23 protein-coding genes are annotated in these 22384 nt (G+C 43.1%); 20 read left to right on the top strand and 3 right to left on the bottom strand.

Features of this window, described 5'->3' with window-relative positions; genetic code table 11:
* Positions 1–11: 11 nt before the first annotated feature.
* Positions 12–800: an energy-coupling factor transporter transmembrane component T gene (locus tag JX304_RS09295; protein ID WP_205012297.1), complete on the bottom strand. Its 789-nt coding sequence runs from the start codon at positions 798–800 to the stop codon at positions 12–14.
* Entirely contained in the window at positions 793–1776 is a 984-nt protein-coding gene (gene cbiM, locus JX304_RS09290) for a cobalt transporter CbiM (protein ID WP_205012296.1), read from the bottom strand. Before cbiM ends, JX304_RS09295 begins: the two co-directional genes overlap by 8 nt.
* Before the next feature lie 290 nt (positions 1777–2066).
* Here cbiM and JX304_RS09285 point away from each other — a divergent pair, with 290 nt between their 5' ends.
* The 7 genes from JX304_RS09285 (at position 2067) to glmS (ending at position 9636) form a co-directional block, all read left to right on the top strand.
* Positions 2067–2516: a MarR family winged helix-turn-helix transcriptional regulator gene (locus tag JX304_RS09285; RefSeq protein ID WP_187539803.1), complete on the top strand. Its 450-nt coding sequence runs from the start codon at positions 2067–2069 to the stop codon at positions 2514–2516.
* 17 nt (positions 2517–2533) lie between these two features.
* A complete protein-coding gene (locus JX304_RS09280; RefSeq protein ID WP_205012295.1) occupies positions 2534–2863 on the top strand; it encodes an NAD(P)H-binding protein in 330 nt (109 codons plus the stop codon).
* Positions 2860–3588: an ABC transporter ATP-binding protein gene (locus JX304_RS09275; RefSeq protein WP_205012294.1), complete on the top strand. Its 729-nt coding sequence runs from the start codon at positions 2860–2862 to the stop codon at positions 3586–3588. Before JX304_RS09280 ends, JX304_RS09275 begins: the two co-directional genes overlap by 4 nt.
* On the top strand, positions 3581–5101 hold the full coding sequence (locus JX304_RS09270) for an ABC transporter permease/substrate-binding protein (RefSeq protein WP_205012293.1): 1521 nt from the start codon (positions 3581–3583) through the stop codon (positions 5099–5101). The genes JX304_RS09275 and JX304_RS09270 overlap by 8 nt, the downstream gene beginning before the upstream one ends.
* A 178-nt stretch (positions 5102–5279) precedes the next feature.
* Positions 5280–5975 (top strand): gamma-glutamyl-gamma-aminobutyrate hydrolase family protein, encoded by a 696-nt coding sequence (locus JX304_RS09265; RefSeq protein WP_205012291.1) that lies wholly within the window; start codon positions 5280–5282, stop codon positions 5973–5975.
* 136 nt (positions 5976–6111) lie between these two features.
* Positions 6112–7497 (top strand): glycoside hydrolase family 1 protein, encoded by a 1386-nt coding sequence (locus JX304_RS09260; RefSeq protein ID WP_205012290.1) that lies wholly within the window; start codon positions 6112–6114, stop codon positions 7495–7497.
* 330 nt (positions 7498–7827) lie between these two features.
* Positions 7828–9636, top strand: a complete 1809-nt coding sequence (glmS, locus tag JX304_RS09255) for a glutamine--fructose-6-phosphate transaminase (isomerizing) (RefSeq protein WP_205012288.1) — start codon at positions 7828–7830, stop codon at positions 9634–9636.
* Positions 9637–9693: 57 nt separating this feature from the next.
* Here the strand turns inward: glmS and JX304_RS09250 are convergent, their stop codons facing one another.
* Entirely contained in the window at positions 9694–10551 is an 858-nt protein-coding gene (locus JX304_RS09250; RefSeq protein WP_205012286.1) for a 5'-nucleotidase, lipoprotein e(P4) family, read from the bottom strand.
* A gap of 443 nt (positions 10552–10994) precedes the next feature.
* Here JX304_RS09250 and JX304_RS09245 point away from each other — a divergent pair, with 443 nt between their 5' ends.
* From JX304_RS09245 to JX304_RS09185, 13 genes are all read left to right on the top strand, one after another.
* Positions 10995–11996, top strand: coding sequence for a uroporphyrinogen decarboxylase family protein (locus tag JX304_RS09245; protein ID WP_205012285.1), 1002 nt, complete (start codon positions 10995–10997; stop codon positions 11994–11996).
* Between the two features lie 17 nt (positions 11997–12013).
* On the top strand, positions 12014–12214 hold the full coding sequence (locus JX304_RS09240; RefSeq protein ID WP_200772915.1) for a hypothetical protein: 201 nt from the start codon (positions 12014–12016) through the stop codon (positions 12212–12214).
* 98 nt (positions 12215–12312) lie between these two features.
* On the top strand, positions 12313–13314 hold the full coding sequence (locus JX304_RS09235; protein WP_205012283.1) for a uroporphyrinogen decarboxylase family protein: 1002 nt from the start codon (positions 12313–12315) through the stop codon (positions 13312–13314).
* Between the two features lie 27 nt (positions 13315–13341).
* Positions 13342–14220 carry a transporter substrate-binding domain-containing protein gene (locus JX304_RS09230; protein WP_200772917.1) on the top strand — a complete coding sequence of 293 codons (879 nt, stop codon included), beginning with the start codon at positions 13342–13344 and terminating at the stop codon, positions 14218–14220.
* A 66-nt stretch (positions 14221–14286) separates the two neighbouring features.
* Positions 14287–14979 (top strand): amino acid ABC transporter permease, encoded by a 693-nt coding sequence (locus tag JX304_RS09225; RefSeq protein ID WP_205012282.1) that lies wholly within the window; start codon positions 14287–14289, stop codon positions 14977–14979.
* A 3-nt stretch (positions 14980–14982) separates the two neighbouring features.
* Complete coding sequence (locus JX304_RS09220) at positions 14983–15669, top strand: amino acid ABC transporter permease (RefSeq protein WP_205012280.1); 687 nt, start codon at positions 14983–14985, stop codon at positions 15667–15669.
* 19 nt (positions 15670–15688) lie between these two features.
* A complete protein-coding gene (locus JX304_RS09215) occupies positions 15689–16453 on the top strand; it encodes an amino acid ABC transporter ATP-binding protein (protein ID WP_205012278.1) in 765 nt (254 codons plus the stop codon).
* Positions 16454–16561: 108 nt separating this feature from the next.
* Positions 16562–16960 carry a DUF1310 family protein gene (locus JX304_RS09210; RefSeq protein WP_205012276.1) on the top strand — a complete coding sequence of 133 codons (399 nt, stop codon included), beginning with the start codon at positions 16562–16564 and terminating at the stop codon, positions 16958–16960.
* Positions 16961–17127: 167 nt separating this feature from the next.
* Positions 17128–17523 carry a DUF1310 family protein gene (locus JX304_RS09205; RefSeq protein ID WP_205012274.1) on the top strand — a complete coding sequence of 132 codons (396 nt, stop codon included), beginning with the start codon at positions 17128–17130 and terminating at the stop codon, positions 17521–17523.
* Entirely contained in the window at positions 17513–19108 is a 1596-nt protein-coding gene (locus tag JX304_RS09200) for a hypothetical protein (protein ID WP_205012272.1), read from the top strand. Before JX304_RS09205 ends, JX304_RS09200 begins: the two co-directional genes overlap by 11 nt.
* Entirely contained in the window at positions 19087–19467 is a 381-nt protein-coding gene (locus JX304_RS09195; protein ID WP_205012270.1) for a type III secretion protein, read from the top strand. Before JX304_RS09200 ends, JX304_RS09195 begins: the two co-directional genes overlap by 22 nt.
* 18 nt (positions 19468–19485) lie before the next feature.
* On the top strand, positions 19486–19785 hold the full coding sequence (locus JX304_RS09190) for a hypothetical protein (RefSeq protein ID WP_205012268.1): 300 nt from the start codon (positions 19486–19488) through the stop codon (positions 19783–19785).
* Positions 19786–20144: 359 nt separating this feature from the next.
* Positions 20145–22274: an AAA family ATPase gene (locus tag JX304_RS09185; protein WP_205012266.1), complete on the top strand. Its 2130-nt coding sequence runs from the start codon at positions 20145–20147 to the stop codon at positions 22272–22274.
* Positions 22275–22384: the final 110 nt, after the last annotated feature.

Genomic DNA, 22384 nt, shown 5'->3' with positions numbered 1-22384 from the left:
GGGCTTCCTTTCTAGCCGAGTAAGGTCGTGAAGGTCGTGAGAACCGCCAATTCCAATAGGAAAAAGACGTCTTCCTTCTTCCAGTGGAAGGCTTCTTTGCGCTTTGTATCCATACTGTAGCCTCGAAGAATCATCGCTTCGTACACTTCTTTGGTATGGTTTTTGGTGGATAGGTACAAGAGACCAAGTAGGGAGCCAAAGAGATTGAGATTCACTTTTTGTCCAACCGTTCTTAGCTGGACGCATTCGATTTGTTGTTGCAAGTGTTTCCCTAAAATATAGCCATACTTGAGGGTGATATCAATGGTTTGCACAAAGGTTTTTGGAACACGCAGCTGATGAAGGGCCTCAACCAGTTGCACACTTGTCGTCGTGGCTAGAAAGAGGGAAATATTGAGGACAATCATCCCTGCACGTAGCAAAAAGAGCCCTCCATTTTGAAATCCTTGAAATAAGATGCTAGGCAATATCACAATTGTGGAAATCAACAGCACCTTGAACAGGACCTTAAAGAGGTGGAGTAGGACCTCTCCAGGAAGCATGGCAATGTGCATTAATAAAAGGATACCGATCAACCATAGTTGGATGGGATGGTGGGCGGTCGTGATGAGGATGGCTAGAATTAAAAAGGAAACGAGCCGCATCCAAGAGGAGGTTTTGGCCTTGAATGCGGGAGTCGTTTGTTTCATTTTGCCAAGAAAGTTGCGCAATGTTTGAAGATTCATTTGTAAATAGTGATGGATTTTGGATGCTTCAAGAGTTACTTGCTCTTGATTGAGCCAGTCAGGGAGTTTACGCATGAGAAGTTTTTTCTCCGTTCATTGATCGAATGATTTTACTGATGATATAGAAGATAAGGACGGCTGTCACGGCTGAGAGGATATAGCCGATCGCAATTTTCGTTCCAGGAATGGTGTAATCACTAAACAAGGCTTCAAATGAGAATCCATTTTTGATCCCTGTTGGGACTTTACCATGAAGCAGGCTACCCAATTCTTCGGCAGACCATTCACCAAAGGCTGTGCCGTTTGCGAGGAGTCCAAGTGGGCTGAGTACGATCAAAGCAAGGAGGACCCAGCGAATTTTTTTAACAAATGAAGTTGTATTGACGGTACTTGGTGTGTACAACTCTGCAGGAGCAACTTGTTTTACAAAACGGTAAACGACAAGGGTGAAGAAGGCTTCGACCCAACCTGCGACAAGGAGGTGAGCTCCCAACATGGCAGGAACCGTGATACTCAATCCATAAGGATTATAGAGTGGCTGACCAGCTTCTGACGCGATGAGGGGTTGTAATCCCAATTCAACACCAGCTAAGAAGGCGGCAGCATTGATCGAAAGATAAGAGGCGACAATGACGCCAAGCGTTTCCTGATGATGCTTGCGGAACAAGCTATAAATAGCATAACCAACAAAAGGCATCACAATGGCCATATTGAAAATGTTGGCCCCAAGAGCGAGAATGCCTCCATCTCCAAATAAGAAGGCCTGTAGGAGTAAGGCGACCGTCAGCGCTAGAGAGGCCGCATAGGGGCCTATGAGAATGGCAAGAAGGGTCCCTCCGACAGCGTGAGCGGTCGTTCCACCAGGAACAGGAACATTAAACATCATCAATAAGAAGGACAAAGAAGCAGCAATCCCAAGCATCGGCGCTAGCTCTTTGTTTTCTTTTAATTGGACCTTGACTTTTTTGACAGACAAGACAATAACAGGAGCAGCAGCAACCGCTAAAACCGCACAACTTGCAGGACTTAGGTAATTATCTGGTATATGCATAACAAATTCTCCATTAGTATGATTTATTCTCGTTAACAGATTACCACATTATAAAATCAGGTGTCGTTGCAAAACGAGTCCAACATTTGTTACATTTGCTAGAAACAAGGCTATTTTACTAAAAGAAAGTGGTAGAAAAGAAGGAATGAACACTACTTTGAAGGACTAGAAGGGCTTTTTAAGGTGAATTTAGATAAAATTATTGGTTCCATATCGAAATAGTTGACAGGTGTAGTGAACAGTGATACAATGGCTGTGATATTTCGATATAGAAATAAAAAGGAGACAAAATGGACAAGAAGCAAGGGGGCTACCAAGCTTTACAGATACGCTTGTTGAATGGGCGACTGTTTCAAAAACTCTTGAGCAAGGAACCAGATGCTCAATACCGAAGTGAACAGGGGAAAATTTTAACGATTTTGTGGAAGCAAGAATTAGGGTGCGCTACTGCGACCGATATCGCTCTTGCGACAGGTCTAGCCAATAATACATTGACCAGCATGGTTAAAAAATTGGAAGAACAAGGCTTGGTCACGATTCAACCTTGTACGCAGGATAAAAGGAAAAAATATATTTCTTTGACAGACCTAGGGTGGGCGCAAAAAGAAATTGGCGATCGTGTCAGCAAGGAACTGGGTGAGATTTTCTACCAAGGTTTTTCTGACCAAGAAATCCGAGAATTTGAGGCCTATCAAGAGCGTATTATTGAAAATCTAAAAGCTAAAGAAAATGAACTATAGTAGAAGGAAAAATGCTGATGATTGGAATAACAGGTGTAACAGGGAAATTAGGTTCTTATGTGGCAAATCTCGTCGATAAGAGAGGAATGGCTTCTATCCATCTGACAAGAAGCCCAGAGCGGGCAACAGTCTACACGACTGCGGAAATTCGTAAGATAGTGTATGCCAATACTCCAGAGGTGGTTGAGGCCTTAAAGGGAATCGATGCCTGGGTCAGCACCTATACATCTATCAAAGTTGGAGAACAAGCTGGGGTTTCAACAGATGTTGAAAACGTTCTAGGGCATCCAGCAAGCAGCCTATTGGATATTCTTAGAGACAGACAACTTATTGAGGAAGAACAATGATTGAATACAAACATGTAGCCTTGCGCTACACAGAAAAAGATATTTTAAAAGATGTGAATCTCCGTATTGAAGATGGAGAATTTATGGTCCTCGTAGGCCCGTCAGGATCTGGAAAAACCACCATGATCAAGATGATCAATCGGCTTCTTGAGCCGACCGATGGCAATATCTACATGGATGGGAAACGCATCAAGGACTATGATGAACGGGAGCTACGTTTGTCTACCGGCTATGTGCTTCAAGCCATTGCCCTATTTCCTAATTTGACAGTTGCGGAAAATATCGCTCTTATTCCTGAGATGAAGGGCTGGGGCAAGGAGCGAGTGGCTTCCAAAACAGTCGAACTTTTAGAAAAAGTAGGTCTTCCAGCTTCTGATTATGCCGATCGAAAACCCCATGAGCTCTCTGGTGGGGAGCAACAGCGTGTCGGAATTGTCAGGGCCATGATCGGGGAGCCAAAAATCTTACTGATGGACGAGCCTTTCTCTGCTCTGGATGCCATTTCTCGCAAGCAGTTGCAGGCTCTGACCAAAGACTTGCACAAGGAGTTTGGCATGACCACTATCTTTGTGACCCATGATACGGATGAAGCCTTAAAATTAGGTGACCGGATTGCGGTGCTAGAAGAAGGAGAGATTGTGCAGGTGGCCGATTCCAAGACCATTTTAGCCCAACCAGCCAATGATTTTGTCGCAGATTTGTTTGGAGGTGCTCACCATGTCTAAACTACTTACAACCTTTCAAGAGCGTTTTGGGGACTGGCTCACAGCCCTTGGCCAACACCTGCAATTGTCTCTCTTGACCCTTATGATTGCTATTTTCATCGCAGTACCTTTAGCGATTTATCTTAGTACGCGCCACCGAGCAAGTAACTGGGTCTTACAGATCGCAGGAATCTTTCAGACCATTCCTTCCTTGGCGCTTCTAGGACTGTTCATTCCCATCATGGGAATTGGAACGCTGCCTGCTTTAACCGCTCTGGTCATCTATGCATTATTCCCGATTTTACAAAATACCATTACCGGTTTACGTGGGGTTGATCCCAGTTTAGAAGAAGCGGGGGTCGCCTTTGGAATGACCAAGTGGGAGCGCCTCAAGAAGTTTGAGATTCATCTAGCCATGCCTGTCATCATGTCTGGAATTCGCACGGCAGCTGTGATGATTATAGGGACGGCTACCCTAGCTGCCTTGATTGGAGCTGGAGGACTTGGTTCCTTTATCCTTTTAGGGATTGACCGCAATAATGCCAGTTTGATTTTGATCGGTGCCCTGTCTTCTGCCTTCTTAGCCATCGCCTTTAACCTTCTTCTCAAATGGATGGAAAAGGCCAAATTGCGGACCATCTTTGCAGCCTTTGCTGTGATGGTTATTGGATTAGGAGCTTCTTATACACCAAGTCTTCTTCCCAAACCGAAAAAAGAAAACTTGGTCATTGCTGGGAAGTTGGGTCCTGAACCTGAAATTCTCGCCAATATGTATAAGATCTTGATCGAGAAAAATACGGATATGACAGTGACCGTCAAACCGAACTTTGGAAAGACTACCTTCCTCTATGAAGCTCTGAAAAAAGGGGATATTGCTATCTATCCAGAGTTTACAGGGACTGTGACCGAAAGTCTCCTCAAGCCGGCGCCACAAGTCGACCATGATCCAGAAGCAGTCTACAAAGCGGCCCGAGAGGGGATCAAGAAACAAGACAACCTTGCCTTGCTCAAACCCATGGCTTATCAAAATACTTATGCTGTCGCAGTGCCTAAGAAAATTGCCCAAGAATATGGACTCAAGACCATTTCAGATTTAAAAAAGGTAGAAGGGCAACTGAAGGCAGGCTTTACCTTGGAGTTTAACGATCGAGAGGACGGAAACAAAGGCTTGCAGAAGGTCTATGGTCTTCATCTACAAGTTTCCACTATGGAGCCCTCCCTTCGCTACCAGGCTATCCAGTCTGATGATGTCCAGATAACAGATGCCTACTCAACAGATGCTGAACTTGCTCGCTATGACCTGGTGGTCCTCAAAGATGACAAACAACTCTTCCCACCTTATCAAGGGGCGCCCCTCATGAAAGAAGCTCTTCTTAAGAAACACCCGGAATTAGAGGGCATTCTGAACAAGTTGGCGGGTAAAATTACGGAAGTCCAGATGAGCCAGATGAACTACCAAGTCGGAGTAAAAGGCAAGCCTGCTGCTCAAGTAGCGCGTGACTTTTTGGTAAAAGAAGGGTTGATGAAAAATTAATAAACCATTCTCAAGTCTTCGCACTTGAGAATTTTTTAATAGAAAGCAATTTTATATCCTTTCAGCATGCTTTTGGGTTAGAGGGGGAAATCTCCTCCTCAAAAATTCTCCATTGAGTCTGGCTTGAAATTGTGTTACAATAAGCCTTGAAAATGAATGAAAGTATATGGAAACAAGTATGAAAAAACAACCAGTGATTGGCATTACAGGAAATGAAAAACCCTTCCCAGATGATCCAGACGCGAACATGAGCTATGCGGCGACTGGTTTTGTCGAAGCGGTCAAAGAGGCAGGAGGAATTCCCTTGATCTTACCAATTGGAGATGCAGCCTTGGCTAAAGACTACATATCGATGATTGATAAGCTCATCATCACCGGTGGACAAAATGTCTTGCCCAAGTTTTACGGAGAAGAAATCACTATCGACAGTGATGATTACCTCTTGAAACGCGATCTCTTTGAGTTGGCCTTGATTGAAGAAGCGCGTGCTGCTAAAAAAGCTATCTTTACTGTCTGCCGCGGGACCCAGCTCTATAATGTCGCTCTAGGGGGAACTCTTCATCAAGACATTGAACACCACTGGCAGGACAATCCAGGTCAGTATACCAGCCAAGAGTTGGTGACCAAGGATCAGACGATCCTACAAGAAATCTATGGTGAAACCAGTCGCATCAATTCTTTCCATCATCAAAGTATTAAAGACTTGGCAGATGGCCTAGAAGTGATCGCTCGGGATCCTAAAGATGACATCATAGAAGCCGTTCAATCCACAGATGAGAGTCGTTTCCTCGGTGTTCAGTGGCATCCGGAATTGCTGTTTGACAAGAGCCCAGCAGATCGCAAGCTTTTTGAATATGTCGTGAATCAATTGTAAAGAGGACCAGCTCCCTTAGGAATTTTTCCTAAGGGGGGCTTTTTCTTTAATCTGCGTAAGAAAGACTGTAAATTGTGCCTAGGTTTTGAGGGAGGATTCGCTACAATAGAGCTAGTAGAATGAGGAGGATTAGGACATGTATCAATTTCCAAAGGAATTTTTATGGGGGAGTTCGACCTCGGGTCCTCAGACAGAAGGGCGTTTCGCTCAGGATGGAAAAGGAGACAATCTCTGGGATTACTGGTATAGGATCGAGCCCAACCGCTTTTATCAAGGCCAAGGACCGGAGAAAACATCGACTTTTTATGAACACTGGGAAGACGATCTGGACCTCTTGTTAGAAACTGGTCACACCGCCTTTCGGACCTCTATTCAGTGGTCCCGTATTTTCCCAGAAGGACGAGGGGAGATCAATCAAGCAGGCGTTGATTTCTACCGCTGTGTCTTTGAAAAGATTAAGGAAAAAGGGATTCACCTCTTGGTCAACCTCTATCATTTTGATTTACCGATGGCTCTTCAAGAGCAGGGCGATGGTTGGGAAAATAAAGAAACCGCCTATGCTTACCAAGAATATGCGCGTTTTTGTTTCAAGACCTATGGGGATCTGGTCGACCAGTGGATCACCTTTAATGAACCCATTGTCCCTGTGGAGTTTGGTTATTTTTATGATGCCCATTTTCCTCATAAGGTAGACGCAACAGCAGCAGTAAAAGTAGCCTACCACACCCAGCTAGCAAGCTCTCTAGCGGTCAAGGCCTGTCACGAGGTGGATCCTAACTATCGTATTGGGATTGTGCTCAATTTGACACCAGCCTATCCTCGTAGCCAGCATCCAGAAGATGTTAAAGCTGCGCGTATTGCCGAGCTCTTTCAAGCCAAATCCTTCCTGGATCCATCTGTTCTTGGTCATTATCCTCAAGAATTAGTAGAGATCCTGCGGGAGCGTGATCTCTTGCCGGATTATGAGCCCTTTGAGTTGCGCTTGATCGAGGAAAATACGGTGGATTACCTGGGTGTTAACTACTACCAACCGCTCCGTGTGGCAGCTCCTCGTTATGCTCCAAATCCAGTTTCTCCCCTACTCTTTGAACAATTTTATGAACCCTATGTCATGCCAGGCCGTAAGATCAATCCCCACCGTGGTTGGGAAATCTATGAGCAAGGCCTGTACGACATTGCCCAAAATATTAAGGAAAACTATGGAAATATCGAGTGGATCCTAACAGAAAATGGGATGGGGGTCGAAGGCGAGGAAAAATTCCGCAAGGATGGAGTGATCCAGGACGACTACCGGATTGACTTTGTCAAAGACCATCTTCGTGAACTCCACCGGGCTATTCAAGATGGTGCCAATTGTAAAGGCTATTTGATCTGGACCTTTATTGACTGCTGGTCATGGCTCAATGGCTACAAGAACCGCTATGGCTTGGTTGAATTGGATCTTGAGAGTCAAAAACGTACCATCAAAAAATCCGGCCATTGGTTCCGTGAGTTGAGCCAGCAGAATGGATTTGAGAAGTAGACAAACCGCTCTTTTATAAAAATAAAAAATGTTGTTCGTTAAAGTTATTCAACAGTGAGAAAAGTGTCTAAACTATCCAGTTTCAGGCACTTTTTTCACGGCAGAAAGTTTTTAAGATGATTTTTACTTCAATCTTAACTCTAACTTAACTAGACCAATTTTCTTGAATTTCCTAGTTGACAAACAGGAAGAAGCATTGTATACTGACTCCGCTGGTTATTTTTTAGGCAAATTAGACTAGACCAATTTTTAAAAAATAACTGAGAAATCGACCATGGGTCGTTTGACTAAGTAAAGGGGAAAGTATAGCAAGGCTATATCGTAAAAACTATGTGCGGAATCGTTGGTGTTGTAGGAAATACAAATGCTACTGATATTTTGATTCAAGGACTTGAAAAACTCGAATACCGAGGCTATGACTCTGCAGGTATTTTTCTGGCTAGTGAAGACCAGAGCCAATTGGTAAAGGCGGTTGGTCGCATTGCAGAATTGTCGTCTAAGGCAGCAGGTGTTGAAGGGACAGCCGGGATCGGACATACCCGCTGGGCAACTCACGGGAAACCAACTGAGGACAATGCTCACCCACACCGTTCTGAAACAGGTCGCTTTGTGTTGGTCCACAATGGGGTTATTGAAAACTACCTTGAAATCAAGGAAGAATACCTAGCAGGTCACCATTTCAAGGGGCAAACAGATACAGAAATCGCTGCCCACTTGATTGGAAAGTTTGCGGAAGAAGATGGCTTGTCTACGCTTGAAGCCTTCAAAAAAGCCCTCCACATCATCCGTGGAGCCTATGCCTTTGCTTTGATGGACGCGGAAGATCCAAGCACCATCTATGTGGCGAAAAATAAATCACCACTCTTGATTGGTCTTGGCGATGGTTACAATATGGTCTGCTCAGATGCCGTGGCCATGATCCGCGAAACCAACCAATACATGGAAATCCATGACCAAGAGTTGGTCATTGTCAAAGCTGATAGCGTTGAAGTCCAAGACTATGATGGACATGTCCATGAACGGGATAGCTACACGGCTGAACTCGACCTCTCGGATATTGGAAAAGGGACTTACCCTTACTACATGCTCAAGGAAATCGATGAGCAGCCAACTGTCATGCGTAAGTTGATCCAAGCCTATACAGATGAATCTGGTCAAGTAGTGGTAGATCCAGCTATTATCAAGGCAGTTCAAGAAGCAGACCGCATCTATATCCTTGCGGCCGGAACTTCTTATCATGCTGGATTTGCGTCTAAGAAGATGTTGGAAGAATTGACCGATACCCCAGTAGAGCTCGGTATTTCCTCTGAGTGGGGTTACGGTATGCCACTTCTCAGCAAAAAACCGCTCTTTATCTTTATCAGTCAATCTGGTGAAACAGCTGATAGCCGCCAAGTATTGGTCAAAGCAAATGAAATGGGCATTCCAAGCTTGACAGTGACCAATGTTCCAGGTTCCACTCTTTCACGGGAAGCGGACATGACTATGTTGCTCCATGCGGGTCCTGAAATTGCGGTTGCTTCCACTAAGGCTTATACAGCTCAAATCGCAGCCCTTGCCTTTCTTGCCAAAGCCGTTGGGGAAGCCAATGGCAATGAAAAAGCCAAAGCCTTTGATTTGGTGCACGAATTGTCGATCGTTGCCCAATCGATCGAATCCACTCTTTCAGAAAAAGAAGTGATCGATGAAAAGGTCCGTGGCTTGTTGGAAACAACCCGCAATGCTTTCTATATCGGACGTGGCCAAGATTACTATGTTGCCATGGAAGCCAGTCTGAAACTAAAAGAAATTTCTTACATCCAATGTGAAGGCTTCGCAGCGGGTGAGTTGAAACACGGGACCATTGCATTGATCGAAGACGGTACACCGGTCATCGCCCTCTTGTCTGATCCAGTCCTAGCCAGCCACACACGTGGGAACATCCAAGAAGTGGCAGCACGTGGGGCTCATGTCTTAACCATTGCTGAAGAAAATGTCGCGAAAGAGACAGATGATTTGGTCTTGACAGCAGTTCACCCTTACCTTTCTCCAATCTCAATGGTAGTGCCAACTCAATTGATTGCTTACTTTGCAACCCTTCATCGTGGACTCGATGTTGATAAACCACGGAACCTTGCTAAGTCTGTAACGGTTGAATAAACGTGTCTATATAGAAAAAACATCCTCGTTAGGTTTTTCCTAACGAGGATGTTTGCTTTATTTGTCAAAACCTTGCAAGGCTTTGAGACGTTCTTCTGTTTGTCCCTTGGCATCTAGTTTTTTACCTTGGTAAACAGCAGATTCCCATGATCCATACATTGGATTTGGGAAGATGATGAATTTTTCACCAAATTCTTTTTGCAATTCTTCTAATTTCTTGTCGCGATCAGCTTCAGAGGTCTTAGAGAAGTCTGCGAAGTCGACCAGGTTGTCCCCAAAGAGTAAGACAAGATTGGTTTTTTCTTGTACAGTTTGGCGACGGCCTTCTTTTGATTTGACCCCTTCTTCTAAGAACATGAGGTGGTCACGTCCTTGAACCGGAATGCCTTCTTTTTCAAGGTTCTTGATGGTATCATCTACTTGAGAGGTGGTACGGTCAGAAATGTAGTAGATTTGAACCCCATTTTGATCCGCATATTGAAGGAAATCTTTAGCACCTGGTACCGCTTTTGCGGCTGCTTTTTTCACCCAAACATCCCAATCTTTAGGATTGAAGGCCGTGCCATCTTTGACGTTTTGAACTTGGTAAGGGCTATTATCCAAGACAGTTTCGTCCAAGTCTAAAACGATCGAGTAAGGCTTATCAGAAGGCGTTTTTAGGATTTCCTTCAAACGGTCCGTAGCGACATTGTATCCTTGCAAATACAAGGCCTTTGTTTCAGCAGCCTTTTGGTACCAGAGAACAGACATGGTATTTTCTTGTGAGCGCTGTTGGTCATAGGTCAATGTGACCTGGTTTTTAGAGCTAGTTGAGCTCGCTTCTTTTGTTTTTGTTGTGTTGCTTCCACAACTGGTCAATAAAATGACAGAAGCAAGAGCAGAAACGATGGTAAAAGTGGTTTTTGTTGTTTTCATAAACCATAGACTCCTTAAAATGATTCTATAGAAATTATACTCCTTTCGATCTTGCATGACAAGAAAGAGACAGAGACAGTTTCCTCGATAATGAGGAGACTTGAGAACCAAAATGTGTTGATCTAAAAGGATTCGTTGCGCTAAAATACCTATTTATTTATACCAAAAGAAGGGGTATAGTTTTATATTATAACCGGATCAAGAAAACAGCAAAGCGATCCTTTTCTTCTAAAATGAAAAAATAGAAAACGGCACTCGCAAGCTCCTATTTTCAAGGCTTTGCGCGTTTTTGCTACTCGCTTCAATAAAGAAATTTTAAGGACTTGATAGGGAAAATATATTAGTCAGCAACCTTTCCAGGTGATATCATGGTTACAAATTTCAGAAGTGGCGAGGTAGAACAAAGGCGCTACTCGCCAAGAGTTGAAGGAGGTTGACACAGCATGAGTAAAAAAGAGTTGGTTCTTCGTGCCATTCGAGGTGAAAAAGTTGAGCGAATCCCTGTAGGATTTTGGCTCCATTATGTGACCCAAGAAGAAAAAGAGTTGGGTCTAGACAATCCGGCCGTAGTTGAAAAGAGTATTAAAGGACACCAAGAGTATGTTGAAAAAATATCCCCTGATTTTGTCAAGATTATGAGCGATGGCTTTTTCCGCTATCCGAGTGCTCTTTATTCGAGAGAGATCACATCGATCCAAGAATTGAAGGACATTCAACCGATTGGAGAGCACCATCCTTGGATCGAACAGCAGATTGAAGTCGTCAAGGAGATTCGTTCCCATTTTCATGAGGAGATTGCTTCTTTCTACAATATCTTCTCGCCTATTTCTTATTTGAAACGCTGGTTCCGTACGGATCAATCCCGTGGAGACCAAGTGATTGCGGACTTTCTCAAGGAAGATCCAGAAACCTTGGCCCATGTCCTTGACGTGATTGCAGGAGACATCGCCATTCTTAGTCGTCGCTTGATCCAAGAAGCAGGTGTGGAAGGGATTTACTTCTCCACCCAGCAGGTCCAAGATGAGCGTGTGACGGAGGAAGAATACCGTAAGTTCATTGAACCGAGCAACATCGCTGTCCTAGAGGCGGCTAATGAGGCAGGTGGCATCAATATCCTTCATATCTGTGGCTTTGAAGGAGCCAGCAATGAAGTGGACCTCTTCAAGGATTATCCAGCCCAAGTCATCAACTGGGCAACCCACCATGAAGGCCTCAGTCTAGCAGAGGGAAGAAAGCTCTTTGGGGATCGTGCCGTCTTGGGTGGCTTTGTCAATGGCAAGAACGGCTTGCTCTATCAAGGTGAAAAAGAAGCGATCGAGCAAGAAACGCGTCGCTTGGTGGCAGAAGCGGGAAGCCGTGGCTTAATCCTTGGAGCAGACTGCACGGTGCCAGACGATTTCCAATTGGAACGCTTAGATTGGGTACGCCAGGCAGCCGTCTTGTAAGAAGAAAGGAGAGGGAGATGAAAAAAATTCATGTGTGGTGTATCGTGATGACAGTCTTGTTTTTAGTCTTAGGGCTCGCAAAAGCTACTGCAGCAAGTACTCAGGACAAGGCGAAAAAAGATCCAGATATGGCAAGGCTGGAGAAAATCCCAGCCCATAGCCTCTCCCTTATTCGCCCGTCTGATGTGGCAGGCATTCTCCTACTAGATGGCCAGTGATAAAAAAAGATGAAGGCCTTGATAAAAAATATATATTAGTCAAAGCAGGATTGCCGTGTTAAGATAACAAGCAAGAAAAAAGAGAATGAGGTAAGAAGATGTCTACAAAAAGAGAATTAGTCTTAAAAGCTTTTAAAGGAGAAGTAGTTGACCGTGTGCCAGTTGGATTTTGGCATCATTTTACAACAGAAGAAGAATGGTTAAAAGGATTTTCCAATCCGGAAATTATTGAAAAAAACCTGAAGGGCCATCAAAACTTCCTTCACAAGGTCCAACCAGACTTTGTCAAACTCATGAGCGATGGGTACTTTGCTTATCCCAATCCAGCCATTCAGAAAGGCCTTGGAAACATCTCAGACTTAGCAGGGATTGAACCCCTCGGGGCCGATCATCCATGGATCACAGAACAGGTCGAATTGGTCAAAAAAATCCGTGCCGGTTTTGAAGAGGACATTGTCGCCATTTACAATATCTTTGCTCCGGTGACCTACTTCAAATGGTTGGTTGGAGAAGTTTCAGGCGGAGATGACTTGATCGCAAATTTTATCGATCAAGATGCAGCGACTCTTAAAAAAGTATTGGACACCATTGGCCAAGATATTGCCAGCCTGAGCCAACGGATCATTAAAGAAGCAGGAGCAGACGGGATCTACCTCAGTGTTCAAAGTATCCAAGATGCGCGCGTGAGCCAAGAAGTGTACAAACAAGTCATTGCGCCAAGTGAACTCCATGTCTTAGAAGCAGCCAATGAAGCAGGTGGGGTCAATATCCTTCATATCTGTGGCTATGAAGGAGCTCGCAATGATATCCACCTCTTCACAGACTACCCAGCCCAAGTCTTTAACTGGGCAGTCGGACCAGAAGGCATTAGTTTGGCAGAAGGACGTGAAATCTTCGGTGGTCGTACTGTCCTAGGTGGCTTTGAAAATGGGAAAAATGGTCTTCTCTACACAGGAGACAAGGCTGCGATTCAAGCAGAAACCAAACGCATCATCGCAGAAACTGGAACCACGGGCTTGGTCATCGGTGCCGATTGTACCATTCCAAGTGATATTGATGAAGAACGAATCGAATGGGTTCGTGAAGCTGCAGCGGAATAAGGAAAATAGAAAGAGGGAGAACAACATATGAGTAAAAAAACATGGATTATCGGTGGAGTGGCAGTTCTTGCCATTGCAGGTGCAACCATTCTTGGACGGAGCTTGAACCATGCAAACGACAGTAAAGGCTCAACAGGATCGAACAAGGTAACCACCTTGAAAGTAGCCCACACGCAAAACTATGTGCCTTACGATTTCGTCGATGAAAAAGGGCAATCAGATGGTTATGAAGTAGCTGTTTTGAAAGCCATTGATGAAAAACTGCCAGACTACAAGTTTGAATACACTGGGACGAGTGACGACGATCTCTTGATCGGCCTAGAATCTGGTAAATACGATATCGGAACCAAGGGAGCTTGGTATACCGAAGAACGTGCCAAGAAATTTATCATTCCAAAAGAGGCAATCGGAGCTAGTATTATTGGATTTACTGTGAGAAAAGAAGATGCCAAGAAATACAAGAGCATCGATGACTTTGCCAAAGAAAAAGGGAAATTGGTTCCGATCTCCCCACAAAATGCGCAATGGAATGTCATCAAAGAATACAATGAAAAGCATAAGGACCAACAAATCGAATTAACAGCTGCTGAATCGTTCAAAGTGGCAGATGCTTATGCTTGGGTTCTTGAGGGACGTTACGATGGCTTCTTTGACATCAAGCTTTCCTTTGAAAAAGCTGTCACAGATAAAGAAGGTTCCTACCACCAATATGCCGACAAACTAAGCTGGTTTGCCTATAAAGGAATTCCAACTTACCCATTGATTCATAAGGATAAGAAAAACGAAAAATTTGCGGAAGAATACAGCAAGGCCATCAAAGAATTGGAAAAAGATGGGACGCTTGCTAAATTGTCCAAAAAATATTTCGGTGAAGATGTCTTCAGTTATGTAGATAAAGAGAAATAAGATGGAACTGGGTGCGCATAGCCCCAGCTTCCTTATTTCTATCCGGATAAAGAAAGGAAAAGAAAGATGGTCTCATACGACATTTCCAAGGTCTGGTCATTTCTTCCAACCTTGGTCCAAGCCTTGCCAGCGACCCTAGCTTTGATGCTGTTAACGACGGTTCTTGGTTCTGCTTTTGGCTTGGTTTTGACCTGGGCACAGGTATCAGAAGATAAGGTAGGAGCAGGTCTTGCAAAAGGCTATGTCTTTACCTTGCGCTGTACCCCTCCGATTGTCTTGCTCTTTTTGGTCTTTTATGGACTCCCCCAATTTTTGAACTGGTGGTTAGGCATTGACATTGATCACTGGTCCAAGTTTGTCTTTGTCCTTGTAGCCATGTTTCTTCTCTTTGCTGCTATGATCTCTGAGGTCTTCAAGGCCGCTTATTTGGCCATTCCAAAAGGGCAGATGGAAGCAGGCTTGAGTATTGGCTTGACGCCAGCTCAAACCATTTGGCGGATTGTCCTTCCCCAAGCCTTTCGTGTAGCTCTTCCCAATATGACGACTGCCATCTTGAACCTTATGCGCGATGCCGCTTTGGCTTATACCATTGGCTTTATTGATATCATGGGAGCAGGAAACAACTTGATCAGCCGCAATCTTGGGAATTATTCCCTCGAGACCTATACAGCTGTAGCAGTGATCTACTGGGCGATTGCCCTTGTAATCTCCGTCTCCGCTCAACTCCTTGAGAAACGACTCAGTGTAACAGAAAGGTAGCTTATGGATTTTAATTTTATTAGTAAAACATTTCTAGCCACCTTGGGTGGTGTTCCAGTGACCCTTCTGATCATGGTCGTATCGATCCTCTTGAGTTTTTTTCCAGCCCTCTTTTTGGCACTCGGCCAGATCTATAAAGTCAAAGGGGTTCGCAGTTTCTCAGTGGTATACTTGGCCTTTATCCGTGCTACACCTCCGATTCTCTTGATCCTCTTCTTTTATAGTCTCTTTCCTAGCCTCTTAAATAGCTTTTTTAAGAGTATTGGCAGTCACTTTAATGTCTTTGAGATCAATCCCATTTACTATGCCTTTATCATCTTTAGCCTGATGACAACAGGAAGTCTGGCTGAAATTCTACGCTCAGCCATTCTGACGGTGGATAAGGGCCAGCTAGAAGCAGCGCAAGCCATCGGTTTGACCAACCGCCAAGCCTATATCCGCATTGTTTTTCCACAAGCCTTGCGTGCAGCCCTGCCCAATCTGTGTAACCTGGTCATCAACTTGGTCAAAGGAACCTCTCTTGTCTTTGTCATGACCATCAAGGATATCACCGCCATTGCCAAGGTCGAAGCCTCTTATGGTTATCAATATTTTGAATCCTATCTCGTGATTTTTATTCTTTATATTGTCATTTGTGGCCTGATTCAGTGGGGATTCAATCTCTTAGAAAAACGCCTGACACTCGCATAGAAGAAGGAGAAATAAGAAGATGTTAGAAGTAGAACACGTATCGAAAAAATTTAAGGACCATCAAGTCCTGGTAGATGTTAATCTCAAGGTTAACCAGGGGGACGTCGTCGTCATTTTGGGGCCATCTGGATCAGGAAAAACAACCTTCCTTCGCTGCCTCAATCACTTAGAAAAGGCAGATACCGGCCACTTAACCCTAGGTGGAAAAGAGTACGACCTCTCCAAACTCAGTAAAAAGGAAATTTTAGAAATTCGTCAAAAGACAGCCTTTGTTTTTCAGCATTACAATCTATTTGCCAACAAAACAGCACTTGAAAATATCTTGGAAGGATTGATTGTAGCTCGTAAGATTCCAAAAGAAGAGGCCATCCAACGGGCAGAATCCGCCCTTGAAAAAGTCGGGCTCCTCGCTTACAAGGATTACTATCCTTCTCAATTATCAGGTGGTCAGCAGCAACGGATAGGAATCGCACGTGCCATCGCAGTCAAGCCAGATGTTATCTTGCTGGATGAGCCGACTTCAGCGCTAGACCCAGAATTGGTTGGGGATGTCTTAGATGTCATGAAACAATTGGCCCAAGAAGGAGTGACCATGGTTGTCGTGACGCATGAGATGAGCTTTGCGCGTGATGTGGCCAACCATGTCATCTTTATGGATGGCGGGCACATCATCGAAGAAAATGAACCGCATGAATTTTTCAACAGTCCAAAAGAAGAACGAACCAAACAATTCCTATCACGGATTCTATCCGACGCCACTTATAGTGTCGAATACATGATTTAACAAGAGGCACACCCTAGTTGGGTGTGTTTTTTGATTCTGGAAAAAATTATTTTTAAAAAAAGAGCCATTTTCGAAAATAATTACGAATAATATAAGTGAGAGGGAAATATGACTGATAAAAAAAAACGATTTGTACTACTATTCTTACTGACTTTGTTTCTAGGAGGTTGCAGTTTTTTTACGGATAAAGCTGCTGAGAGAAGAGAAATGATTCAGATTGCAGAAAGCACGAAAATGGAGCGAGCGTTAAAACACTTGTTAATCAGTATCGATCCTAAAGCTTTCACTTCAGAAGGAGTCATTCACTCCTATACCCTGATAAAAGGTAAATTGGAATACAACCCAATGGGAGGCATGAATGTCTATCTCGTTATCAATGGCGATAAAAAGTTAACGATCGATACGACTGTTCAAATGGAAGATTCAGGACAGTTCGAAGCAGGTAGTTACGGTATTTCAGCAAAATTAGATGATCTGTTAAGTAAAGCAGAAGAGACTGGGAAATAAACTCATTTAGGTAAATAGAAATATTTCTGGATCAAAATCAATATGTTACATTAATAGCTAGTGCTTGTAACGATTTGGCAATATTTTTTAACAAAAGTAACATTTCAGGTATGGATGTAATTTTGTATAATAAATTTTAAGAAAGCTGAAGAAAGAATGGGAAGAAGATGAAAAAAAGTAAATTTATTGTGTTGATAATGGTAGTATTTAGCCTGAGCTTAGGGGGATGTAGCTATTTTAATGGACAATCTGCCAAGAAACAAGAAATGATTCAAATCGCAGAGAGCAAGAAGATGAAGGTAGCGATTGAAGAATATCTAAAAAACCTGGATTCGGAAGCACTGACTTCAAATGGGAAAATAAAGACTTATAGGATTTTAAAAGATAAATTAAAGTATAATCCAATGGAAGGGATTAATATTGAGATTGTTATTAATAATGATGATAAGTTGATTGTTGATATGGTAGTAATAGAAAAGGAATTAGGATCATATCATGTTGCGGCATCCAGTACACCTATGGAGCTGGATGAACTTTTAGAAGGGAAATATAATGGACAATAATTCTATAAATTCAGATTATTTACATAAGGAGGTCGCTTTATTAGAATATGTCCCATCAGAAATTGGGAAAAAGCAAACTATTGAAAAAGGAAAATATTATGTAGGCCATACCGCTCACATCTATGATAGTGTCAATGGCAATGAAGAGCAGGTATTCGTTCTTACTAACAATGGCCAAGGCGAGAACCAAAAAGCGGTCCCTTATTCTGCTTCTGATGAAGATCGCGCCCAAATCCATGATGTGACAGTTTTGATGAAGGGATCGGAAACAGAAACAAGTACACAGAAATTACTCCATGATACATTTACGGATTGGGTAGGGACAGATTTGCCGGCAGCTTCTAACATTCTTAATCCTGGTGGTGCGAGCGAGTATGCAACAGAATATGCGAAAAATTATGCACGAGATAAGGCTAAAGATGGTTTTAACAATGCTGTAGAAGCTTTTGAAGATGCAATTATTCCTACATCTGTTAATCTTCCACCGGAGGCCACTCCCTTAGGTAGATTCATACAAAAAGCGATGGACAATCCTGTCAGCAATTTCGTACAGGAAAAAGTATCAGATATGGTCGGATTTTTTGCAGAAAGGACAGCTGAAGAACAGGTTAGATTTCCTACTTTAATGGGAGCTGCTTTTTTAAAAAAATACAATGACGAAAACGGTACTTTCCCGCCTCCACAATTTAAAGATGTTGCAGCTCATTTGAAAGAGGTGATCAGAAAATACCCCAATGCCAAGATTGATCTATATGGTCACTCTCTGGGATCTATGGATATTCAGTATGCTCTTGCCTGCTTGACCGAAGAAGAAGCTTCTCACATTGGGATCGTCCATCTATACAATGGTCCTAATGCCTACTCCATCTTAACACCAGATCAAAAAGCACGTATAGATGCGCTGAAGTATAAGATCTACAACCACATTGACCATAAAGATCTAGTTAGTTTGGGATATCCAGATTCTGGAAGCAAGGGTGCCAGTGGGATTGTTAAGCACCTCAAAACAAAGAACCTGAAAGATATAGGCCGACAGCACATGATGCATGGTTATATCTATGATAAGAATGGAGATTTGGTTCTTGAAAAGGGAACGGAAGCCATCACTCGGAAGGAAATTATTGAAGAGCGGATGAAGGTTTACTATCGCCTAAAGGATAAATTACAAAAAACAGGTGGTGGGCTGAGTTCAAGTGAACAAATCTATCTCGATGCCTTGCAGGCGCGCTTGGCTTCTGATGAGCTGATTCGAGTAGTGGATGAAGGGCTGGAGCAAGCTCAGAAATCTAAGACACAACTGGATTCGGATTTAGAAGCTTTGGAGAAAGTATTACAGACCGTTCCGAAAGGATTCATTCTCCATCTTACAGAAGTAGAAGAGGCCTATGCGCTGGCTGGTGCAACAAAGCAGACAGTTGTCACTGAAGTAAGAGAAAGGTTCGACAACCGTTTGGCTGCGTATCAGTCCTTATCAAATGAATTCCATGCTTTAAACGAGCAAGTGAATGCAGGGATTGAGCTCTTAAAAACAAAAGATCAAGAAATAGCAGGAGAAATGAACCAGTGGGAACAACTAGCTTATTAATTTCATCTACTCTTTCGAAAAAGGAAAAGAAACTAGATCACTTGGAAAGAGAGTTCCAAAAAGCGCGCTTGGAGCTAGATGAAAAGCGTTGCTTAGTAGAAAGAAAACAGCAGCTCTTCACCCAGATGTTGGAAGAAGAGTATGCGGTGGCAGCTTCCTTCTTACAAGAGCAGGATGTAGATGTCAGTTGTGAATGGGATTCCCTCCATCGCTGTATGGAGGAGTATGATCTAGAAGCTAGAGATGCAGCACAAGTAGCATTAAAACAGATCGAAATCGAAGAAGAGAATTTATGGCAATCCTACCGGAAAGATAAATGCCAACTGGAAGAGGAGATTGCACAAGATAAAGTTTCATAGTATAGAAGAGGAGAAAGTATGGGTGATAGTCCAGTCAAAGATTTCTTTGATTTAGATATGAAAGATAAGATGAGACTCATCGAAAGTCGCAAGAAACTCGAAAAAGACTTAATCCGGGTCGTCTATGCTCCCGTTTTATTAATTAGAAAAGCAGGAGTCGAGATGCGTTACAATGATGGCTTGACTGCGAATACAACGGTAGCCAAAGAAGACGTCCAGGTAGTCGGAAAGCAACTGGATCAGTCCATGATGGGGCAATTTGCTAAAAATGTACAGACAGTTATTCAAGAAAAAGCTGGGAAATTTAAATTTATCTAGCCAAGAACTTCTATTAAATGTGGAATCTGGAGGGACATCCAGATTTTTTACATAATTTCAAAAAAATTATGTAAAAAAGTGTTGACAAAGAAATTTGTCTGTGTTACAATAATTTATGTAAACAAAGAGGGGTTGGAAAAACCTACTGGTTTACAAGATCAATAGTGTGAAAGGAGATTGTGCGATGCTATTTCCAAAACTAAGACAACTAATTGATAAAAGGAAGAATAGAAACGGATAGCCCTTGAGGCTATTATTAAATAAATGAATTTAAATTATGTAAACAATTAAATGGCAGCCATTTGGTCTGCTAATTTTTCAAGAATGAATTAAAATTATGTAAATTAGAGGTAACAAATATGAACAACAACTTTAACAATATGGATGATCTTTTCAATCAACTGATGGGAAACATGGGTGGTTTCCGTTCTGAAAGTCGTCGCTATATGATTAATGGTCGTGAAGTGACACCAGAAGAATTCGCCATTTACCGTCAAACAGGTCAACTTCCAAACGAAGGAAGTGAACAAGCTCAACACAGTCAAGCTAAAGGCATGAAACAAGATGGGATTCTTGCAAAACTTGGTCGCAACTTAACCGAAGAAGCCCGTGAAGGCAAATTGGATCCTGTCATCGGACGGAATGAAGAAATTCAAGAAGCTGCGGAAATTTTGTCTCGTCGTACCAAGAACAATCCGGTCCTTGTTGGGGATGCCGGTGTAGGTAAAACTGCAGTAGTAGAAGGTTTGGCTCAAGCTATTGTGAACGGTGATGTCCCAGCTGCCATCAAGAACAAAGAAATCATCTCGATCGATATTTCTGGTCTTGAGGCTGGTACGCAATACCGTGGTAGCTTCGAAGAAAATATCCAAAACTTGATCCAAGAAGTCAAGGCGATGGGAAATGTCATTCTCTTCTTTGATGAAATCCATCAAATCCTTGGTGCAGGGAGCACAGGAGATGGTCAAGGCTCGAAAGGCCTTGCAGATATTATCAAGCCTGCCCTTTCACGTGGGGAATTGTCCGTAATCGGGGCAACGACCCAAGACGAATACCGCAACACCATCTTGAAGAATGCGGCTTTGGCTCGTCGTTTCAACGAAGTCAAGGTCAATGCGCCGTCTGCAGAGGATACCTTTAAGATTCTCCAAGGAATCCGTGACCTTTACGAAAAACACCACAATGTCATCTTGCCGGATGAAGTCTTGAAGGCAGCAGTTGACTATTCTGTTCAATACATTCCACAACGGAGCTTGCCTGATAAGGCCATTGACTTGGTCGATGTGACAGCAGCTCACTTGGCAGCCCAACATCCAGTAACAGATGTGCACGCTGTAGAACATGAAATCGAAGCTGAAAAAACGAAACAAGAAGAAGCTGCGGCAAAAGAAGATTACGAAGCGGCTTTGAAGGCAAAAGTACGTATCGAAGAGTTGGAAAAGAAAATTGCCAACCATACAGAAGATCATAAGGTAACTGCAACAATCAACGATGTCGCAGAATCAGTAGAACGGATGACCGGTATTCCAGTATCACAAATGGGGGCAACGGATATCGAACGTTTGAAAGATATGGGTCACCGTTTGCAAACTAAGGTTATCGGTCAAGATAAGGCTGTAGAAGCAGTAGCGCGTGCCATCCGTCGGAACCGTGCAGGCTTTGACGAAGGGAACCGCCCAATCGGTAGCTTCCTCTTTGTAGGTCCTACTGGTGTCGGTAAGACTGAGTTGGCTAAGCAATTGGCTCTAGATATGTTTGGAACCAAAGATGCGATCATCCGTTTGGACATGTCAGAATACAGCGATCGCACAGCCGTTTCTAAATTGATTGGTACAACAGCTGGTTATGTTGGTTATGATGACAACAGCAATACCTTGACAGAACGTGTCCGTCGTAATCCATACTCTATCGTCCTTCTGGATGAAATCGAAAAGGCCGATCCTCAAGTGATCACCCTTCTCCTTCAAGTTTTGGATGATGGTCGTTTGACAGATGGTCAAGGAAATACCGTCAACTTCAAGAATACAGTGATTATCGCTACTTCAAACGCTGGCTTTGGTTACGAAGCGAATTTGACAGAAGATGCGGATAAACCAGAACTCATGGATCGTTTGAAACCATACTTCCGCCCAGAATTCCTCAACCGTTTCAACGCTGTGATTGAATTCTCACACTTGAGCAAGGAAGACCTTTCAAAGATTGTCGATTTGATGTTGGTAGATGTCAATAAGACCCTTTCTAAGAAAGAAATTGACTTGGCTGTGAGCGAAGCTGCCAAAGCTTATATGACTGAAGAAGGATATGATGAAGTCATGGGTGTGCGTCCACTCCGCCGTGTGGTTGAACAACAAATCCGTGACAAAGTTACCGACTTCCACTTGGATAACTTGGATGCTAAACACCTAGAAGCTGATATGGAAGATGGAGTGCTTGTGATCAGAGAAAAAGATACAAAAAAGGAAGAAAACGCTGATAAACAAGTGAAATAAGGTGAATTAGTTTGTGAAAAATAGAGACTGCTATCATATAGTGGTCTTTATTTTTTCTTCCCACCTGGGGGAAATTATTCGCTGTATAAGGCCTAAAACCCCTTATTTGG

The sequence above is a fragment of the Streptococcus parasanguinis genome, assembly GCF_901875555.1.
Taxonomy (GTDB): Bacteria; Bacillota; Bacilli; order Lactobacillales; family Streptococcaceae; genus Streptococcus; species Streptococcus parasanguinis_H.
This window is presented reverse-complemented; position numbering and strand designations above follow the sequence as displayed.

Bases quoted from the DNA above. Each gene is read 5' to 3' on its own strand.
- JX304_RS09220 (WP_205012280.1), top strand. From the start codon at position 14,983: ATGGATTTTAATTTTATTAGTAAAACATTTCTAGCCACCTTGGGTGGT.
- JX304_RS09295 (WP_205012297.1), bottom strand. From the start codon at position 800: ATGCGTAAACTCCCTGACTGGCTCAATCAAGAGCAAGTAACTCTTGAA.
- JX304_RS09250 (WP_205012286.1), bottom strand. From the start codon at position 10,551: ATGAAAACAACAAAAACCACTTTTACCATCGTTTCTGCTCTTGCTTCT.
- JX304_RS09185 (WP_205012266.1), top strand. From the start codon at position 20,145: ATGAACAACAACTTTAACAATATGGATGATCTTTTCAATCAACTGATG.
- JX304_RS09230 (WP_200772917.1), top strand. From the start codon at position 13,342: ATGAGTAAAAAAACATGGATTATCGGTGGAGTGGCAGTTCTTGCCATT.
- JX304_RS09215 (WP_205012278.1), top strand. From the start codon at position 15,689: ATGTTAGAAGTAGAACACGTATCGAAAAAATTTAAGGACCATCAAGTC.
- JX304_RS09265 (WP_205012291.1), top strand. From the start codon at position 5,280: ATGAAAAAACAACCAGTGATTGGCATTACAGGAAATGAAAAACCCTTC.
- JX304_RS09275 (WP_205012294.1), top strand. From the start codon at position 2,860: ATGATTGAATACAAACATGTAGCCTTGCGCTACACAGAAAAAGATATT.
- JX304_RS09200 (WP_205012272.1), top strand. From the start codon at position 17,513: ATGGACAATAATTCTATAAATTCAGATTATTTACATAAGGAGGTCGCT.
- JX304_RS09285 (WP_187539803.1), top strand. From the start codon at position 2,067: ATGGACAAGAAGCAAGGGGGCTACCAAGCTTTACAGATACGCTTGTTG.
- JX304_RS09205 (WP_205012274.1), top strand. From the start codon at position 17,128: ATGAAAAAAAGTAAATTTATTGTGTTGATAATGGTAGTATTTAGCCTG.
- JX304_RS09210 (WP_205012276.1), top strand. From the start codon at position 16,562: ATGACTGATAAAAAAAAACGATTTGTACTACTATTCTTACTGACTTTG.
- JX304_RS09245 (WP_205012285.1), top strand. From the start codon at position 10,995: ATGAGTAAAAAAGAGTTGGTTCTTCGTGCCATTCGAGGTGAAAAAGTT.
- JX304_RS09240 (WP_200772915.1), top strand. From the start codon at position 12,014: ATGAAAAAAATTCATGTGTGGTGTATCGTGATGACAGTCTTGTTTTTA.
- JX304_RS09280 (WP_205012295.1), top strand. From the start codon at position 2,534: ATGATTGGAATAACAGGTGTAACAGGGAAATTAGGTTCTTATGTGGCA.
- JX304_RS09225 (WP_205012282.1), top strand. From the start codon at position 14,287: ATGGTCTCATACGACATTTCCAAGGTCTGGTCATTTCTTCCAACCTTG.
- cbiM (WP_205012296.1), bottom strand. From the start codon at position 1,776: ATGCATATACCAGATAATTACCTAAGTCCTGCAAGTTGTGCGGTTTTA.
- JX304_RS09235 (WP_205012283.1), top strand. From the start codon at position 12,313: ATGTCTACAAAAAGAGAATTAGTCTTAAAAGCTTTTAAAGGAGAAGTA.
- JX304_RS09260 (WP_205012290.1), top strand. From the start codon at position 6,112: ATGTATCAATTTCCAAAGGAATTTTTATGGGGGAGTTCGACCTCGGGT.
- glmS (WP_205012288.1), top strand. From the start codon at position 7,828: ATGTGCGGAATCGTTGGTGTTGTAGGAAATACAAATGCTACTGATATT.
- JX304_RS09270 (WP_205012293.1), top strand. From the start codon at position 3,581: ATGTCTAAACTACTTACAACCTTTCAAGAGCGTTTTGGGGACTGGCTC.
- JX304_RS09190 (WP_205012268.1), top strand. From the start codon at position 19,486: ATGGGTGATAGTCCAGTCAAAGATTTCTTTGATTTAGATATGAAAGAT.